Below are 16,987 nucleotides of genomic sequence, written 5' to 3' on the forward strand. Positions count from 1 at the left end.
ACCGCGTGCGCCTAGCAATCGTACTGGCAGGAATCATGCTGATCGCCGGCTGCAGCGCGCTGCCGCGGGGCGATGATGCCCCGCGCGAGGTGGCCTACATCTGCGCCTACGGCCCCGAACTCACCGCCACCTTCGAGGGCGAGCAGGCCGTGCTGGCTTTCAACGGGGCCCGCGCCCGACTACAAGCCACCGAGACGGCCTACGGCGGGCGCTACGCCAATCCCACCGACGACATCGTGTTCTGGACCCGCGACGACGCCGCCATGCTCGAGATGCTGGGCGTGTTCTGGAGCTGTCGCGCCCTGCCCGACCGCGGATGACCGACGCAGCGACCCGTTTCGTCCTGCAGGCCACCTGTGCCCGCACGGCGGTGCGCGGCCCGGTCATCCAGACCCTCTGGAGCGGCTACGGCGAGATCGTGCGCTACCTTCTTGAAGGCGGCGACTCCCCCACAGTCATCCTCAAGCACATCGTGTTCCCCGACGAGCTGGACCATCCGCGCGGCTGGAGCAACAACCGCTCGCATCAGCGCAAGGTCCGCTCCTATCAGGTGGAAATGGCCTGGTACCGCGACTGGGCCAACCAATGCGACGCCACCAGCCGTGTGCCCCGCTGTCTGGATACCGCGACCATCGGCGACGAGCACCTGATCGTGCTGGAGGACCTCGACGCTGCCGGTTTCCCGCAGCGCAGGGACCACCTGACCCGCGCCGAGGCGCGGCTCTGCCTGCGCTGGCTCGCCCGCTTCCACGCGCGTTTCATGGGGCGGGAGCCCACCGGCCTGTGGCCCGAGGGCAGCTACTGGCATCTGGCCACCCGCCCGGACGAGTGGGCCGCCATCGAGGACCCGGCGATTCGCGAGACGGCAGCGGCCCTCGACGACGCCCTGACCGGCGCCCGCTACCGCAGCTTGGTCCACGGCGATGCCAAGGTCGCCAACTTCTGCTTTGCGCCAGAGGGCGACGCCGTTGCCGCCGTGGATTTCCAGTATGTCGGAGGCGGCTGCGGCATGCGCGATGTGGCCTATTTCCTCGGGAGCTGCCTGGACGAACGGGAACAGGAAAACTGGGAGGCCGACCTGCTGGATGCCTATTTCGAGGCATTGCGCGAGGCCCTGAACGAACGGGGCAAGGGCACGGAAGCCGGCGCCATCGAGCACGAGTGGCGTGCGCTGTTCCCCATTGCCCAGGCCGACTTCTACCGCTTCCTGGTCGGCTGGATGCCGGATCACTGGAAGATCCACGACTACAGCCGCCGCACGGCACTGGCCGTGGTCCGGCGCCTTCAGGAAGGTGGCTGGTCCGCCATCCCATCGGGGTCGGATTCGAGCGCTTCCGCGACCTCCAGCCAGTAGGGCTCGGCCGCACAGCGACCCCACAAGCAATCTGCAACCGCCGGCGCATCCGGAACCGCAGGGGCGTTCGGAGTCGGCAGATCGGCCCTGGATCGGCTCACGTCGTTCATGGCGAGCCGATGACGGCACACCCGAACACATCCCTTACGGTGCGGCAGTGTCCGCCGCGGGGGGCGCCGCAGCCCCCGAGAAACCGGGCCCACGGACATCCGCAGGCGCCCAGTCGCGTCCGCTGTCCCGACCGGTCACCCACCACTCGTGCACGAACAGCCGCAGCGGCCCGCGCACCCGTTCCTCGAAGCGCGTAGGCAGGGTGTACCCCTCGATCTCCGCGTACTCCAGGAAGGTCGTATCCACGTGGGCACCCTGGGTGGGGCCAAAGCCGTTCAGGGTGACATGCACACGATAAAGCAGGTCGGTTTCGGGGTGGATCCACATCACCACCCGGTCTTCGTCCGCCTCGCCGAACCCGGGCTCAATGGTGGCCAGTACCCGGCGGTAGTTCACACCGCCCTGGCGCTGGTCCGCCAGCCGCTCCATGTCGGTCGCCCGGTGTTTGACGAAGCTCGGACCGTAGTGGAACAGCTCCCCGGCGTCCGTGGTCATCGCGCTGGCGCGAATCCGGTCACGGTCCGAACTGCGCTCGCCATCGTAGTACAAGCGGAATTCGTCACCGTGACGGAAGACGCTCTTGGTGCCCTCGGGACCGGTGTAGTGGACCGCATACAGATCATCGGCGGGGCGATAACGCTCTTCGCCCTGGCCACGGTAGTCGCCGTCGGCTACCAGCGGCTGGAGGCGCTGGATCACGCGGCCCCACTCGCCATCGGTCGCCTGATTCAGATCACCCGGGTATTCCCGCAGGTCCCCGCCGTGGGCCGCAAGCGTTCGCTGAAACAGGGCCTGCGCACTCAGTCCGTCGTCGAATTCCGGATCCGGACCGGGCTGCGGGAAGGTGCCCCCACACCCGGCCAGCAGGACCGCGACTCCCAGCCAGAGGGCGGCGGCTGGCACCCTGATTCTTGTCCAATCAACCATGCATCGCTCCTAACAGGAAACATCTGTACTTTTCTTGTACATTACCTGTACATTGTTTTCAACGGCCTCTACCGCACCCGGTCACAAGGAGCTCGCCATGTTTTTCAACCCCGCCGTTTCGCCGACGGCCCATCCCGCTACGGGAACCACCGACGCGGCCGTGCTAGACGCAGTTCGGGAGGCCGTCGCCTACATCGAGTTCACCCCGCGCGGCCAGATCCTCGATACCAACGAGCTCTTCCTGAAGACCATAGGCCACCCGCGCGAGGACGTCATCGGCCAGCACCACCGGATGTTCTGCAGCCCCGAGTACGCACGCTCTTTGCAGTACCGCGACTTCTGGCGCCGCCTGGCGGCCGGGGAATCGCATACCGGAACCTTCCCCCGAGTGACGCGCACGGGCGAAACCATCTGGCTGGAAGCCACCTACTTCCCCGTGCGCGACACCCAGGGCCAGGTGGAGAAGATCGCGAAGATCGCCTACGACGTCACCGAAAAGCAGGAACAACTGCGCGACCAGGCAGCCGTCTTCACCGCCCTGGACCGCTCCATGGCGGTGATCGAGTTCACCCCGCAGGGCGAGATCCTCAAGGCCAACGACAACTTCCTCCAGGCGGTCGGGTACAACCTCGACGACATACGCGGCCAGCATCATCGTATCTTCTGCGACGAGACCTTCTATCGCGATCATCCCGATTTCTGGGAGCGCCTGGCGCAGGGCCAGCTCATGAGCGGGAAGTTCCGGCGGCTGAAGGCCAACTGCCAGGAGCTGTGGCTGGAGGCCACCTACAATCCGATTCTCGACCAACAAGGCCGGGTGGAGAAGGTCATCAAGTTCGCCACCGACATCACCGCCAGCGTGCATACGGCGCAGCGCACCCGCGAGGCCTCGGCCGTCGCCCACGACATGGCCCGCAAGACTGCCGATCACGCCCGCAGCGGCGAGGACTCACTGCGGCTCAACGCACAGCACACCGTGCAGATTCGTGCCGAGGTGACCAGCACCCAGGAGGCAGTCGAACGTCTCAACGCCGAGGCACGCAACATCGAGTCCATCATAGAGACCATCCGCACCGTGGCCGAGACCACCCGGATGCTGTCCCTGAACGCCGCCATCGAGGCCGCTCGCGCCGGCGAACAGGGCCGCGGCTTTGCCGTGGTTGCCCAGGAGGTGCGCAAGCTCGCCGCCAGCACCAGCGAAGCAACCACCCGAATCGCCGAGGTCATCAACAGCAACCTGGAACGCACACGCGAAATCGCCGATCGCATCGACACGGTCCGTGAGGTCGCCGAGCAGGCCGACGCCCAGGTCCAGACCGTCCAGGGCATCGTCGACGAGATCCGCGACGGCGCCAACCTGGTCGTGGAATCCATCTCTTCCATCCCGCGCGATCACCCGTAGGGACTGCTCCGGGAGTCCGCATCTCCCGGGGCGGGCACCATCCGCGCGGGTACGGGCCTCACCAACGGCCCACGCATCTTGGGGAGGCATCATGTCCTTCACTCGCACACTCTGGCTCGCCGCCCTGCTCCTGTTCTTGGCGCCGGCCCTGACCCAGGCCGACGAGCCCGAACAGGCGGTGCTGGCCGGCGGTTGCTTCTGGTCCATGCAAGCACCCTTCGACGCGCTGGAAGGCGTGCTTGAAACCGAGCTTGGGTATACCGGGGGGCATACCCTCGATCCCGGGTACTGGCAGGTGGTCACCGGGCGCACCGGCCACGTCGAGGCCGTGCGTATCCTCTTCGACCCCGGGCGCATCGGCTTCAGCGAGATCCTGGAGGCCTTCTGGCGCAGTATTGACCCGCTGGATCCCCACGGGCAGTTCTGTGATCGCGGACCCCACTATCGAACCGCCATCTTTCCGCAGGATGCCGCCCAGCGCGCCATCGCCGAAGCCTCACGGGCCGAGCTGAACCACTCGGGCCGCTTCGACCAACCGGTGGTGACGCGCATACGGGACGCTGCACCCTTCTATCGGGCCGAGGACAAACACCAGAATTACTACCGCAACCACCCGGAACGCTACGCCAACTACGTGACCCATTGCGGCCGGGAGGAGCACCTGCAAGCGCTATGGGGCGTACCGAACAGGTTGGGGCCACCATGGAAATGATTGGGTTTCCCGGGCCTAAAGTTCGGTTCAAGACCGCCGTTAACGCACTGTAGCCGCGAAACTTCGGCTGCATGATCCCGGCTGCATGATCCCGGCTGCATGATCCCGGCTGCATGATCCCGGCTGCATGATCCCGGCTGCATGATCCCGGCTGCATGATCCCGGCTGCATGGCACCGGGTACCGACAGGCCCGGTGACGGGGCCGTGAGACCCGACAACATGGCCCAGGTGATCAACACGAATCTCCTGACGCTCAACGCCCAGCGCAACCTGCGCCTTTCCCAGGGCGCCCTGCAGGTGGCCCTGCAACGCCTGGCCTCCGGGCGCCGCATCAACTCGGCGCGCGACGACGCCGCCGGAATGGCCATCAGCGAACGCTTCACCACCCAGATTCGTGGCCTGAACCAGGCCATGCGCAATGCGCAGGACGGCATCGGGCTGGCTCGCACCGCCGAGGGCGGGCTGGGCTCCATGAGCGGCAACCTCCAGCGCATCCGCGAGCTGGCCCTGCAGGCAGCCAACGGCACCCTGTCCGCCTCCGACCGCCAGGCCCTGAACCGCGAGGCCCGGCAGTTGCTGGCCGAGACCGACCGGGTGGTCACCCAGACCACATTCAACGGCCGCACCCTGCTCGATGGAAGCGCGTCCACCGCGTTCTTTCAGGTCGGCGCCAACGCCGGGCAGACCCTCGCCGTGGATCTCGGCGACGGCATGGGTACGCGCCGGCTCGGGGTGGTCGCCACCAGCCGCTCGGCGGACCTGACGGCGCTGTTCGCGAACGGTCCGTTCACCGTCGCGGGAGACTTCCGCATCCGTATCGGCGACGCCCCGGAGGTCGACGTACCGGACGGGGACTACGACTCGGTCGCGGCCCTGGCCACGGCCATCAATCGCGAACTCGGAAGCCCGGCGCGCGCCTCCGCAACCCTCGACGGACGCCTGGACATCACCGCGCGCGAGACCATCACCATCAGTGGAGCCGCCGGCCTCGCCACCCTGGGGCTGCCCGCCACCGCCGACGTGGAGGGAAACCTGGCCGGGATCGACCTGGGCACGGCCCAGGGGGCCAGCGACGCCCTCGCGCGGCTCGACCAGGCCCTGGACCGGATCAGCGCGCGCCGCAGTCGCCTGGGCGCGGTACAGAACCGCCTCGAATCGACCATCGACAACCTGGGCATCGGGAGCGAAAACCTCCAGGCCGCGCGCAGCCGGATCCTCGACACCGACCACGCCGCCGAGGTCGCGGCACTCATCCGTGCCCAGATCCTCCAGCAGGCCGGAATCGCCATCCTCGCCCAGGCCAACCTGGCACCTCAACTCGTCCTGCGCCTGCTCGCCTGAATCGCATCCACCGTGCGCCTGCGATCTATCGACGGTCTGCCGGGAGCCCGGACCAAAGTTCCTCAAGGTCCGCGAATGGCCAGACGGAAGGATCCTCGCGCCCGGCAATCGCTTCCTTTTAGGTGTATCAGGAACGACCCCGCAGCGTTCCTGGGGTACCGATTTGCCAGATCCGCGCTGCCGAGTTGCAGAACGGCGTTCTGACTCACATGCACTACACTCGGGATACAGGCGCGGTCGCTTGGACGACTGGACATGCCACCCTGAAGCCGTGCCGCCTTGTCGCACAGCCAAAGGTGTAATAACCGGCCCGGGATTGGCCAAAGGAAGAGCGCGATGTCCAAGTTTCCCTCGGCCCTGCCCTCCACCGGTGGCATCCGCTACACCGACTACCTCGCCCGCACCACACTCCGTGCCTGGGTGGGCATGTCATTCGTGGGCGCTAGTCTGCTGATCCTCGGCGGGCTCGCCCTGTCCTGGCTGATCGTCTACACCGCGGGTGGCGCTGACAGTATCGTCCCGCACTTTTATTACGTGCCCATCCTGTTCGCCGCGGCGCGCTTCGGCGCGGGCGCCGCTCTGGTCGTGGCCCTGGTGGCCGGCGTGCTGGCCGGACCCATGACGCCGGTGGATGTCACCGCCGGCATCGCGCAGGAGACCGAACGCTGGCTAACCCGTACCGGATTCTTCGTCGGCATCGGCCAGCTGATGGCCTGGCTGGTCATCCCCGCGCTGCACCCGGTCACCGAGGAACTGCGGCGCATGCGCCAGGAATTCGATATCCGGCGCGGGCTGCGGCACAACGAGTTTTTCCTGCGCTACCAACCGATTTACTCCCTGGCGCAGGAGCGCCATGTCGGCGTCGAGGCGCTGATCCGCTGGCGACACCCCATCCGCGGAGAACTATCCCCGGCGGAGTTTCTGGACGTGGCGGAGGATTCCACGTTAATCCATGGCATCTGCGATCTGGCCCTGGACGAGGGCTGCCGCCAGGCAGGTGCGTGGAAGGCCCTGGCCGCCGAACACGGCCGCCCCGCATGGTATGTGGCAATCAACCTCTCGGCGCACGACATCGTCCGCCCCGAAATGGCGGCCCATGTCGCGGCCGCGCTGGATCGCCATCGGCTACCGCCGGAGTTGCTGCACATCGAATTGACCGAAACGGTGCTGGCGATGGACGCGGCCACCGATGCCCTGAAGCAGCTCAAGTCACTCGGCATCCAGCTCGCCATCGACGACTTCGGCACGGGTTATTCCTCGCTGGCCTACCTCAACCGCTTCCCCATCGACATCCTCAAGATCGACCGCCAGCTGATCTCCGGACTCGGCATTGATCCGTCCGCCCACGACCTCTCGCGCGGCATGGTCCTGCTGGCCGAGTCGCTGGGCCTACGGACCATTGCCGAGGGCGTGGAGACGAAGGAACAACTGGCAATCGGCCGCGAACTGAAATTCGATTGCATCCAGGGCTATTATTTCGCCCGCCCGTTACGGGCCGAAGAGATCCCATCCCTGCTGCTTTCCGACACGCCGCACACCGGCCATCTGCACGCAGTGCGCTACTGACCGAAATAGTCACGCAGGAGCTGGGTCGTGCGGGCGGCCGGGTCCTCGCGGATGCGACGCTCCTCGTCCGCGAGGATGGTAAACAGGCCATCCAGGGCGTGATCGGTCACGTAGCGATCCAGATCGACGTCCAGCCCCGACAGGCCCGGAATGCGGCCCGCCGCGTCGCGCAGCGGCTGGTACACCCGATAGACGTCGGCCCGCTCCATCTGCTCCTGCACAATCGGCATGTAGCGCTCGCGCAGGGTGGACTCCGACGCATCGCGCAGATACTGCGTGGCGGCATCATCGGCCCCGCGCAGCACCCCATACACATCCTCCGGCCGCATCCCGCGGATGGCACTGACAAACACCGAAACGGCCTCCTGCGCTGCGGACTCCGCTGCACGATTCATCCGCCGCTCCAGATCGTCCACCTGGCTGGCAAACCCGACGCGCCGCAGCGTATCGCCGGCCTGCTCCAGCTCTGGAGGAAGACCGATACGGATCAACGCGTTGCCCCAGTAGCCGTCCTCGCGGCCGGTCCGCTCCACCGTGCGCTCGGTGCCCACCCGCAGGGCCTCGCGGATGGCCTCCTCGGCACGATCACCACCACCCCCATCGAGGCCGAAGTCGCGGACATCCAGCCCGGCGCACGCGGTCAGCAAGAGGGGGACCAGAAGCCAGGGGAGCAAGTACGCGCGTCGCATGTCGAAACTTCCGTGAGGGACTTCCCGTCATGATACACAGGGCATCGAATCGCCCGCGCCAGCCCCCCACTTGCCGTGGAGCTCGGCTTGTCCGATGGTGATCGTCCATGAATGCCAGCCGTCCCGATTCGAACCGGCGCCGCCGGCGCCTCGGCGCCTTCCTGATCCTGGTGGGCGCGCCCCTGCTCGCCCTGGCCATCTGGGTCGGCTGGGCCGAGCAGAATCCGGAACAGGAGCGCGAGCTGCGCGTCGAAGTCCAGGACCGCCTGCACGAATGGTTCCCCGAGACCATGGAGCTGCCCGACGATCTGCAGGGCTTCCTGCCGCGTTCGGACCGGTTCGACGACGAGCGCCCGCCGGACGTTCTGCTGCTGCACGGACTGGACGAGCCCGGCGATATCTGGGACGCCCTGGCGCCCGCGCTGGACGACGCCGGAATCAATGGCTGGGAATTCCGCTATCCCAACGACCAGGCTATCGACCACAGCGCGGACCTGCTGGCGGAACACTGGGCGCAGCTCGAAGGCGACGACCCGCTGATCCTGATTGGCCACAGCATGGGGGGTCTGGTGATCCGCGACTTCGTGACGCGCTACCGGCATCCGGAGGATGCGACCCCGCGTGTCGGGGGGCGACCCGTCGCCGGCGTGATCCTGGTGGCCACCCCCAATCATGGCTCCGAGTGGGCCCGGCTGCGAGTCTGGCTGGAGGTACGCGAGTGGCTGGCCGACATCCAGCAGCAGCGGTTCTCGCTGTTTGCCGGCCTGCGCGACGGCACCGGCGCGGCCAAGATCGACCTGCGCCCGGGCAGCCGCTTCCTGGCCCAACTCAACGCACGCCCCTGGCCGGACGGCATACCGGTCCGCATCATCGGCGGCAAACTGCCCGAACCCACTCCCGCCATGCGCGAGAGCCTCGCCGCGCTGGACGAACAGATCGACCTCGAGGCGGTGGCCGGGCGCATCAGCGAATGGTGGGAGCAGACCGACGACGAACTGGGCGACGGCGTGGTGCCGGTCGAATCCCTGCACCTGGACGGGCATCCGGACCCGCTGATCCTCGAGGCCTCGCATCGTGGGCTGCTGGTACCCGGCCCGCTGACGGACGAGCCCCCGGCCATCGACGAGATCCTGGAGATCCTCGATCAGTGGCAAGGCGACCCGTAAGCGCAAGTGCCCGGCGTGTCCCGCCCGCGCGGAACGTCTACCGGAATCCTGGCTCTCAAGGGGATGGATATCCCTCTGCTCGTCATCGGCGTCCTGCTCGTCGCCAGCCTGACCGCATTCTTCTCGGGCGTACTGCCCTACCCGGTCGGCTGGATCATCCTGGGCATCGCCTTCATCGCCCGCCTGATCTACCTGAGCGGGCGATGAAGGCCCAACGGATCGCTCATTCTCGGCCTCTATCGGCGCGCCCGGGCTGTTGTATGGTCAACGTCACGACAACAGGGAAAGGTCCCAGATGACGATCTCCACCCTCAGTGGCCTTTACACCGGCCGCGTGGCCCCCGACTACGCCAAGGGCCGCGCCAGCGCCATCGACAAGCAACCCGTGCCAGGCGAGGTATCAGTGTGTCGCCTCGGCCTGACCGGTGACGAACAGGCCGACCCTGACAATCACGGCGGTCCCGAACGGGCGCTGCTCCACTACTGCCTCGACCATTACGCCTGGTGGCAGACGGAGCACCCGGCGCGGGCCACGCGCTTCGAGCCCCCCGGCTTTGGCGAAAACCTCGCAAGCCGCGACATGGACGAGCACAGCGTGCACATCGGCGATGTCTATCGCATCGGCTCCGTCCGGGTGCAGGTCAGCCAGCCCCGAACACCCTGCTGGAAGCTGGACGTCCGCTTCGACATCCCCGGCCTGGCACGCCGGGTCCAGGAAACCGGGCGTTGCGGCTGGTTCTACCGCGTTCTGGAGCCCGGCACCCTTACTCCGGGCGACACCATCGAACGGCTCGAACGCCTGCCGGAAAGCCTCAGCATCGCTGCCGCAATGGCCGCGGTCTATCGGCGCCCGAACCACCAGCACCTGCAGCAACTCGCCGATTGTGAAGCCCTGGCCCCCAACTGGCGGGACAAGGCGCGTAGGAAACTGCGCGGCGCCGCCGATGCCAGCAGCCCGCAGCGGCTGACTGGCGAGCCACCCTCCGCATAAGCCGCATCCCCGGGCCTTAAGCCAACACCTGAGCCAATGATGGCTGCCCCCGCCCGCTTCCCGCCTGCACGCGAACCCCTCCACAACTTGCCGCCTACATCTGTGAACTAGCGTTCAACTCCTCACGCACAGGGTTTATCCGACCCCCCACCAGCGTTATCCATGGCTTGCACGCGACCGATGCACCCCCCGAGGGGTGGCATCCAGTCGGTGCGACTTTTGCCAAAAACGTAGGAGCAAGAACCATGTGGAACTATCGAAAGACCGGCATTGCCATTGCCCTGAGCTCGCTGTTCACACTCGGTGCCCTGGGCGCCGCCCAGGCCCAGGATCTGGGCTCCTCTGCCGAAGGCGCTGCCGAAACCGGAGCCGAAGCAAGCGGCGGCATGGGTAGCGAACGTGGCATGGGTGACGACCGCGGCATGGGTAGCGACCGCGGCATGGGTAGCGACCGCGGCATGGGTAGCGACCGCGGCATGGGTGACGACCGTGGCATGGGTAGCGACCGCGGCATGGGGGCCGGCGCGGGAGCCGGCGCTGACACCGACATGGACGATGATGGAGTCGACGCGGAAGGCGATGCCGAGGCCGAAGGCGGCTTCGACCTGGACAGCGACGACGACGAAGACGACAACTAAACCCACCCTGAACGAGAGGCCGGCCCCAACGGGTCGGCCTGTCATAACCTGGCCGCCAGGAAAACACTGATCAAGGAGTATGTTGGCGTTGGTGTCCCATGTTTTCCGAGACTAGGGAAACACTGATCAATGTACACGCTCGCGCTCGAGTCGCTTTTGCGTGCGAACAAGGCGCGGTGACTGCCGTGCAGTCATTCTGCACAAGGGAACCGCAACGCCGTTCCCGCGCAAAAGCGGCCGAGCCCCTGCATTGAATGGTTTGTGGGGTTGGTACCCCAGGTTCCCCGATCCTGCGTTGCGCCGCTTGCGGGTAGAACCACTACCCGCTGCACGACGCGCCTTGTCTCGGAAAACCTGGGGTACCAACGCGAGTGTGTACATTGATCAGTGTTTCCCTAGGCGCACCAACCCCACAACGCCTTGAACGACGGGGCACGGCCGCCCGCTGTTGGTAAAAACGGGTGCGCGCACGGCGTTGCGGCTCACCTGCGGCAGAGTGACTGCACGGCAGTCGCCGTCCCTTGCTGACACCCAAAAGCGACTCGAGCGCGAACATACGCCGTGATCAGTGTTTCCCCAGCACACCAGGCTCGATGCCCTCATCCTTGCTGGAGCCTGGTCGATGGCGCTTCATCCTGTTCCTGTCTGTCCTCTCCGTTGCCTTCCATGGCTATTGGCTTCGTCGGAGATATCACCATCAGCCCATGACCAGGTTCACCAGGGGGAACAGTCCGAACCAGAGCACATAGCCCAGGGATGCCGCCATCAATCCGTCAATGCGCCCCCTGGGGCCTTCGCGGTGCAGCGCACGCCACAGGAGCCAGACCAGCCAGGCGGCATACGGGACCACCACATACCCGATCCCGGCATAGGCCCCCTGAACCCATCCCAGCGCATCGGACCACGCGCCGCTGACGGCCGCCAGGATGGTGAACGACAACGCCACCCAAAGCGCGCCGGCGTTCCCCAGGCGCACGGCCAGGGTGCCCTTGCCCACCGCGGCGTCCGCCTCGCGATCGGGAATGCCGGATAGCGTGATCGACGGCACAATCGCCAGGAACAGCGGCAGGCTCAGCAGCCAGGGCAAGGACGCGGTCCAGTCGCCCGCCAGGAACACATAGCCACACAGCAGCACACCCAGGCTGTGCGTCAGCGCAACGTCCAGCTCCCCCAGCCCCCGATAGCTAAGCTTCAGCGGCGCCGCCGTGTAGCCGATCGCCAGGACCGCCAGGACGGCCATCACCACCAGGATCGGCCCCGAATCCCCGGGTGCGGTCGCCAGCAATGCCACGAACGCGAGGGCGAAGCCCACCAATGCGACGGCAATCCCCCCGCCCAGCTCGCGCGCGGACAACAGCCCCTCCACCAGCACGCGCGATCCACCGGTAAAGGGGCCATAGAACCGGTTTTGCCGGTCCGAGCCAAAATCCACGCGCTCGTTCACCAGCACCGTGGCCACTTCCAGTAGAAACAGGCACAGGTACCCGAGCCAGAACACCGGGTTGCCGAACACCCCGCCTGCCGGGGCGGCGGCCAGCGCCCCCACCGCGTAGGCCACAAAGGTCATCGGATAGAACTGCAAGCGCAACGCCTGGAGCCAGGCACCGGCCTTGTGCGCGAGCCACTCGCCCGCACTTTCGCGCCCCCTGGCCAGACGCAGCCCTTCCTGGCCTGCGCGCTGCAACCAGGCCTCGCGCTGGGCCTCGTCGCTATGGCGCACCGAACCGAACATCAACGAGCGCACCGGCCGGACGCCACAAAACCCCAGCGTGGCGCGCGCCATCGCATTGGCACCTGGCTGGCGATACACCAGCCGGTGGATCAGCGGCGGCGTATCCATGGTCGTGATCAATTGCGCCGAGCGGCCCTGCAGCAACCCTTCGTACCCGGTACCGCCCTCGCAGGAGCGAAAGGCGAATTCCGGCATCATGATCCGGTCCAGAAAGCCCTTGAGCAGCGCCGGCATGGTGCCCCACCAGGTGGGATAGACAAACACCAGATGATCGGCCCACTCGACGAGGCCGCGCGCGATCTCCAGGTCCTTTTCGAGTGGCTGCTGATTGGGCGAAGGGGTGTGGACGTGCGGATCAAACTCCAGGCTCGCCAGATTCAGGGACTGCACCTCGGTCCCGGCCGCGCGCGCCCCTTCGCTGTAGGCTTCGGCCAGCGCCCCGCACAGGCTATCGGCGCGCGGGTGGCCGAGGATGACGAGCACCTTCAAGCGGGGTCACCCCATGCGGTCGTCATACCTTCGTCCCCCAGCCAGCCGCGGTGACAACCACCGACGTCATGGGTACCGCAAGCCAGGCCCTGCCCGCGAATCGGATTCCACCCTGCCGACGACGTATCTCTGCATGACGAAACCCTCCGTACCGCGCTACTCATCCATACCCACGACCCCACACAAGTCCTCCGTCCACGCCGACCGACCATTTTAGGGCCGATCCCGCGAGTCGAGGAATTCGTCCACCACAGCGGCTCCACCCAGAACATAGCCCGCGCCAGAGAGGCTTGCTACCGATCCGTCATACCCGGAAGCGCCGTTCCGTTAGAGAGCTCACAAGATCCAGTCCACCGGAACAGTCACCGGGCGTACGAGAAGCGGTCGCGGCAAACTGCGTCTGCGGGTGGCTCAGCGACGCGGGTTACGGATTCCCAGCGCTTCGGTATCCCGTTGCGGTGCGGACGGCCGGCGCAGTTCTGCGACGATCATACGGAGCGATACGGCAAACAGAACCGTCCCCAGCACCAGCATGCCGTCGACCAGCCAGCCATTCGCCAGAAACGGAAAGATCGGACCGTCATTACCCCCGAGCTTTTCAGCCAGTCCCAATCCCAGCAGGAGCGACCCCGGCGTCTGCACCAGCGCCGCACGGTGAAAGGGGTGCATCCGCGCAGTCGACCGCTGTGCCGCGGCCACCGCGGACTCCTGGACGGCATCCGGCGCGGCCGATCTGGCCGCCTCCGGCGGCGGTGAGCCCGGCGCGATGCCCCTCTCAGCAGGGTCCTCGGGGCCCCCTGCAGGGTGGCGATAGGCAAACACCCACCACATCAACAACGGGCTGCCAAGGAACGCGAACAGCACCAGCCCGAAAGCCCCCGCCCCGGATGTCTCGCCACCGTTCAGCGCATGCGCGAGCAATACCGTGGCAAAGGGCAGCACCAAGGTCGCGAGGGCATACAGCACCCGCACGCCAAGCGCGGCGCGCCGTCGCGACAACAGCATCACCAATGCGGCCAGTACCGCGAAACTGTATACAACCAGAAGAATCATGAACGCCTCCCTGCGTCATGTGATTGGAACGGTCCGTCACTGCGGGGCCTGGCGACCCCGCCTGCCGATCCTACCGTCCTGGACCATCCGTTGCTCGTGACCACCCCCTGCGCCTTGCCGGCCTGACCGCATTCTTCGCAGGCGTACTGTCCTGTCTGACCGAGCCGATCAGCCCGCGTCGTCCAGGCCTGGAAACTCGAGTTCGTAGCGCAGCTCTTCCTCTGGCTGCCGGATGAAGTTCCCCTGAACCAGGTCGATCTGGGCCTGCCACAACAAGGCCAGACCATCGGCATCCTCCACATAGCTGGCCATGGTGTAGGCACCGACCTCCTTGGCCTGACCCAGGAGGCCGTTGAGCCGTAACGAAGGCGTGGCGGAGTGATGCAGCCCCACGGTGAGTTCCCGCGCGATCTTGACGTAGTCGGGCCGCATTTCGGCAAGCATCCGGCGCGTATCGGCATCGGTACTGGCGCCAAAGTGTTCCAGGGCGATGCGGATATCCAGATCCCGAAGCGCATCGCCGAAGGCCGAGAGCTGATCCATCCGGCCCAGCACATCGCCCTCGCGGAGTTGCAGAACCAGGCTTCCCGGCCATACCGGGTGCACGGCAAGTTGTTTGCCCAGCCAGGGCAAAAAGCTCGAATCGCCGAGCGAGCCGCGGGACATCTTCACAAACAGCCGCGACTGCGGGTGGCTCACGGTTCGGGCATTGAGGATGCCAAGGGCATTACTGATGACCCAGCGATCGAGATGCCGGTCGAGCTCGAGCCGTTCCGCCATCTCGACGAACTGTCCCGGCAACAGGATCTTGCCATTCGGCTCGCGGATTCTCAGCAGCACCTCATGGCGTTCGATCTGATCGGACCCACTGATATTCGCGATCGGCTGAAACACCGGGAACAGTCGCTTTTCCTTGATGGCATGGGCAATGGTGCGCCGCCAGTGATTGCGCTCTTCGACCTCCAGATCCGGCGTCAGCAACTCCGGATCCAGTTGCACCCGGTTGCCGCCGCTGTCGCGGGCCTCGCTACAAAGCGCGATGGCACGGTCCAGAGCCTTGAGCGGACGTTCCCACATCACCTGTCCGACACCAATGCTGGCCACAACGGTTCCACCGGGGAGACCGGACACAGCGGCACCGGCAGTCTGCTCATGCACGCGTTGCGCGAGTTCGACGATCTCCTTCATGTCCTTGCGTTGGGCAATCGCAATCAAGCCCGCCTCACCATGGCTCACCACCAGATCACCCGGGGCCATGGCCTCGCGAATCCGGCGCACGAACTGGTTGCGAGTCTGCTGGTAGTCGATCGGACCGAGGCGGGCGAGTAGCGCCCCCGGGTCATCGAACGCCCACTGCAGGACCACCGCGGCCCCCTGCGCAGGATCAAGGCCGTCGAGATGGCATAACACGAGACGCTCGAACTCCAGGGGATGCACCAGTGTCGGCGATCGGACACGCTCGGCCTGGCCGTGCGCCCGCGACCGAGTACGGCGGTGCCATGCAGCCCGCGCACGAACCCGGCAGACGATGTCCGCATCGGTACTGGCGGGCGGCAGGTAGTCGAGCATCCCATTGCCGGGCGAGCCATCCGGTGCCCCCGGCACATCCAAAGCCAACAGGGGGATATCCAGAGACATGTCGTGGGGCAACAACAGACGGCTGATCTCCTCCGCGGTGACCCCCGGCAAAGACCCGGCGATCACTACCGCCTCTGGCCGACGATCCGCCACTCGATCAACCACCTCCAGCGGGTCCACGCTGATGCCCACCTCCAGGCCGGCCTGCCGCAACATGGACGCCGGCTCCTCGACAGACCCGGTGTCCGCGCCGAGCATCAGCACCCGGTACGGGATCAGAAAGTCGTCCTGCACCAGCCCGCGTATGGCCCCCACCAAGTCCAGGTCCGTCACGGGCCGCTTCAACAGGGCATCGGCACCGGCGCGGAGCACATGCAGCTCGGCCTGTCCTGCGGCTCCTCCGCTGACTGGCGCCAGGATGACCAGCGGCACGCCCGGCAGCGAAGCGTCACGCAGATGGACAAGCCGCGACAGTTCGGCGTCATCCATCGCCGCCAGTTCGGCGATCATCACGTCGGGTGGGGTCGCGTCGCCCGGATGCGGCAGGGCTGCCTCATCGGCGCACGCAACAACCGAATAGCCGTGTATTCCCAGCAGCAAGGCGGTCTCGCTCTCCGGCGAAGCATCCGCCCCGAACAGGCATACCAGAGGCCGCTGGATCATCGGGCCCGACGCGGCCGTCTCGGCGTCGTCCGCGGCGAACGGCACTTCGCCGCGCACACTTTCGCGCAGCCGCAGAACCAGGGCTCCAATGGTCTCGAGATCGGCCGGGTTGGGACGCACCGTGGTGGCCGCATACTGCGCCAGCCGCTCATCAATCCGGCGAGCGGTGGTGAAAGAGTCAACCATGGCCGAGCCGGTCAGACCGCTCACCAAAGCCCGCGTTATGCCCCGGACATCCATCACGTCCTGTGGCCGGAACCCGCGCTGGCGCACGATGTACCAGCGGTCCCGGAGGTCATCGACCACCTTCGGAAGTTTCTTCAAGAAGTCCGTATCAAGGGCATCCGCGGCGCCCCCGGATGACTGGGTTTCGGAGTTCTGCATCATGTAGACCCGGACGTGAGCAATTCAGCGTCACTATAGACAAGTATCCACGGCCCATGGGGCCGAGCGTCCGGCCCTGACCTCCAGGACGCTGCGCGACCCTGCGAGCTCTTCGCGGGGCATAACGCCAAGGGGCCTTGTGGCAGCCTGATTCGGTTATTCCCGAACCGAGCCCCGGGTTAGGATGACG

Annotated in this window: 15 protein-coding genes; 10 read left to right on the forward strand and 5 right to left on the reverse strand. The window is 66.4% G+C overall.

Annotation, left to right across the window (positions count from 1 at the left end; translation table 11 throughout):
- The first annotated feature begins 35 nt into the window (after positions 1–35).
- Both D575_RS0102015 and D575_RS0102020 read left to right on the forward strand, forming a co-directional pair.
- Positions 36–320, forward strand: a complete 285-nt coding sequence (locus D575_RS0102015) for an MliC family protein (RefSeq protein ID WP_018144242.1) — start codon at positions 36–38, stop codon at positions 318–320.
- On the forward strand, positions 317–1,354 hold the full coding sequence (locus D575_RS0102020; protein ID WP_018144243.1) for a phosphotransferase: 1,038 nt from the start codon (positions 317–319) through the stop codon (positions 1,352–1,354). Before D575_RS0102015 ends, D575_RS0102020 begins: the two co-directional genes overlap by 4 nt.
- Before the next feature lie 144 nt (positions 1,355–1,498).
- Here D575_RS0102020 and D575_RS0102025 read toward each other — a convergent pair whose 3' ends face one another.
- The gene (locus D575_RS0102025; protein ID WP_051069911.1) at positions 1,499–2,392 is read right to left on the reverse strand and encodes a hypothetical protein; all 894 of its coding nucleotides are present in this window, start codon (positions 2,390–2,392) and stop codon (positions 1,499–1,501) included.
- Positions 2,393–2,489: 97 nt separating this feature from the next.
- Here D575_RS0102025 and D575_RS0102030 point away from each other — a divergent pair, with 97 nt between their 5' ends.
- From D575_RS0102030 to D575_RS0102045, 4 genes are all read left to right on the forward strand, one after another.
- Positions 2,490–3,794: a PAS domain S-box protein gene (locus D575_RS0102030; RefSeq protein WP_018144245.1), complete on the forward strand. Its 1,305-nt coding sequence runs from the start codon at positions 2,490–2,492 to the stop codon at positions 3,792–3,794.
- Positions 3,795–3,885: 91 nt separating this feature from the next.
- Positions 3,886–4,506: a peptide-methionine (S)-S-oxide reductase MsrA gene (gene msrA / locus D575_RS0102035; protein ID WP_018144246.1), complete on the forward strand. Its 621-nt coding sequence runs from the start codon at positions 3,886–3,888 to the stop codon at positions 4,504–4,506.
- Positions 4,507–4,726: 220 nt separating this feature from the next.
- Positions 4,727–5,848 (forward strand): flagellin, encoded by a 1,122-nt coding sequence (locus D575_RS0102040; protein ID WP_018144247.1) that lies wholly within the window; start codon positions 4,727–4,729, stop codon positions 5,846–5,848.
- 336 nt (positions 5,849–6,184) lie between these two features.
- Positions 6,185–7,414, forward strand: a complete 1,230-nt coding sequence (locus D575_RS0102045) for a bifunctional diguanylate cyclase/phosphodiesterase (RefSeq protein ID WP_018144248.1) — start codon at positions 6,185–6,187, stop codon at positions 7,412–7,414.
- Here D575_RS0102045 and D575_RS0102050 read toward each other — a convergent pair.
- Complete coding sequence (locus D575_RS0102050) at positions 7,408–8,103, reverse strand: DUF4197 domain-containing protein (RefSeq protein ID WP_018144249.1); 696 nt, start codon at positions 8,101–8,103, stop codon at positions 7,408–7,410. The two genes, D575_RS0102045 and D575_RS0102050, sit on opposite strands and share 7 nt — an antisense overlap.
- A gap of 107 nt (positions 8,104–8,210) precedes the next feature.
- On the opposite strand from D575_RS0102050, the gene D575_RS0102055 reads away from it, so the two are divergent.
- The 4 genes from D575_RS0102055 to D575_RS0102070 all read left to right on the forward strand — a co-directional run bounded on the left by D575_RS0102055 (position 8,211) and on the right by D575_RS0102070 (position 10,898).
- On the forward strand, positions 8,211–9,269 hold the full coding sequence (locus D575_RS0102055; RefSeq protein WP_018144250.1) for a triacylglycerol lipase: 1,059 nt from the start codon (positions 8,211–8,213) through the stop codon (positions 9,267–9,269).
- Positions 9,270–9,332: 63 nt separating this feature from the next.
- Positions 9,333–9,476, forward strand: a complete 144-nt coding sequence (locus D575_RS14430; RefSeq protein WP_018144251.1) for a hypothetical protein — start codon at positions 9,333–9,335, stop codon at positions 9,474–9,476.
- Between the two features lie 88 nt (positions 9,477–9,564).
- Entirely contained in the window at positions 9,565–10,260 is a 696-nt protein-coding gene (locus D575_RS0102065) for an MOSC domain-containing protein (protein ID WP_018144252.1), read from the forward strand.
- A 245-nt stretch (positions 10,261–10,505) separates the two neighbouring features.
- Entirely contained in the window at positions 10,506–10,898 is a 393-nt protein-coding gene (locus tag D575_RS0102070) for a hypothetical protein (protein ID WP_018144253.1), read from the forward strand.
- Between the two features lie 697 nt (positions 10,899–11,595).
- Here the strand turns inward: D575_RS0102070 and D575_RS0102075 are convergent.
- The 3 genes from D575_RS0102075 to D575_RS0102085 all read right to left on the reverse strand — a co-directional run bounded on the left by D575_RS0102075 (position 11,596) and on the right by D575_RS0102085 (position 16,800).
- Positions 11,596–13,119, reverse strand: a complete 1,524-nt coding sequence (locus tag D575_RS0102075; RefSeq protein WP_018144254.1) for an NAD(P)H-dependent oxidoreductase — start codon at positions 13,117–13,119, stop codon at positions 11,596–11,598.
- Between the two features lie 411 nt (positions 13,120–13,530).
- The gene (locus D575_RS0102080; RefSeq protein WP_018144255.1) at positions 13,531–14,172 is read right to left on the reverse strand and encodes a hypothetical protein; all 642 of its coding nucleotides are present in this window, start codon (positions 14,170–14,172) and stop codon (positions 13,531–13,533) included.
- Positions 14,173–14,340: 168 nt separating this feature from the next.
- Positions 14,341–16,800, reverse strand: coding sequence for an EAL domain-containing protein (locus tag D575_RS0102085; RefSeq protein WP_018144256.1), 2,460 nt, complete (start codon positions 16,798–16,800; stop codon positions 14,341–14,343).
- Positions 16,801–16,987 lie beyond the last annotated feature (187 nt).

The organism is Thioalkalivibrio sp. AKL6 (genome assembly GCF_000376905.1).
Taxonomy (GTDB): domain Bacteria; phylum Pseudomonadota; class Gammaproteobacteria; order Ectothiorhodospirales; family Ectothiorhodospiraceae; genus Thioalkalivibrio; species Thioalkalivibrio versutus.

Excerpts from the sequence above, each read along its gene's own strand:
- D575_RS0102015 (WP_018144242.1), top strand. The coding sequence starts at position 36 with ATGCTGATCGCCGGCTGCAGCGCGCTGCCGCGGGGCGATGATGCCCCG.
- D575_RS0102055 (WP_018144250.1), top strand. The coding sequence starts at position 8,211 with ATGAATGCCAGCCGTCCCGATTCGAACCGGCGCCGCCGGCGCCTCGGC.
- D575_RS0102020 (WP_018144243.1), top strand. The coding sequence starts at position 317 with ATGACCGACGCAGCGACCCGTTTCGTCCTGCAGGCCACCTGTGCCCGC.
- D575_RS0102085 (WP_018144256.1), bottom strand. The coding sequence starts at position 16,800 with ATGATGCAGAACTCCGAAACCCAGTCATCCGGGGGCGCCGCGGATGCC.
- D575_RS0102030 (WP_018144245.1), top strand. The coding sequence starts at position 2,490 with ATGTTTTTCAACCCCGCCGTTTCGCCGACGGCCCATCCCGCTACGGGA.
- D575_RS0102040 (WP_018144247.1), top strand. The coding sequence starts at position 4,727 with ATGGCCCAGGTGATCAACACGAATCTCCTGACGCTCAACGCCCAGCGC.
- msrA (WP_018144246.1), top strand. The coding sequence starts at position 3,886 with ATGTCCTTCACTCGCACACTCTGGCTCGCCGCCCTGCTCCTGTTCTTG.
- D575_RS0102070 (WP_018144253.1), top strand. The coding sequence starts at position 10,506 with ATGTGGAACTATCGAAAGACCGGCATTGCCATTGCCCTGAGCTCGCTG.
- D575_RS0102050 (WP_018144249.1), bottom strand. The coding sequence starts at position 8,103 with ATGCGACGCGCGTACTTGCTCCCCTGGCTTCTGGTCCCCCTCTTGCTG.
- D575_RS14430 (WP_018144251.1), top strand. The coding sequence starts at position 9,333 with ATGGATATCCCTCTGCTCGTCATCGGCGTCCTGCTCGTCGCCAGCCTG.
- D575_RS0102025 (WP_051069911.1), bottom strand. The coding sequence starts at position 2,392 with ATGGTTGATTGGACAAGAATCAGGGTGCCAGCCGCCGCCCTCTGGCTG.
- D575_RS0102080 (WP_018144255.1), bottom strand. The coding sequence starts at position 14,172 with ATGATTCTTCTGGTTGTATACAGTTTCGCGGTACTGGCCGCATTGGTG.
- D575_RS0102045 (WP_018144248.1), top strand. The coding sequence starts at position 6,185 with ATGTCCAAGTTTCCCTCGGCCCTGCCCTCCACCGGTGGCATCCGCTAC.
- D575_RS0102065 (WP_018144252.1), top strand. The coding sequence starts at position 9,565 with ATGACGATCTCCACCCTCAGTGGCCTTTACACCGGCCGCGTGGCCCCC.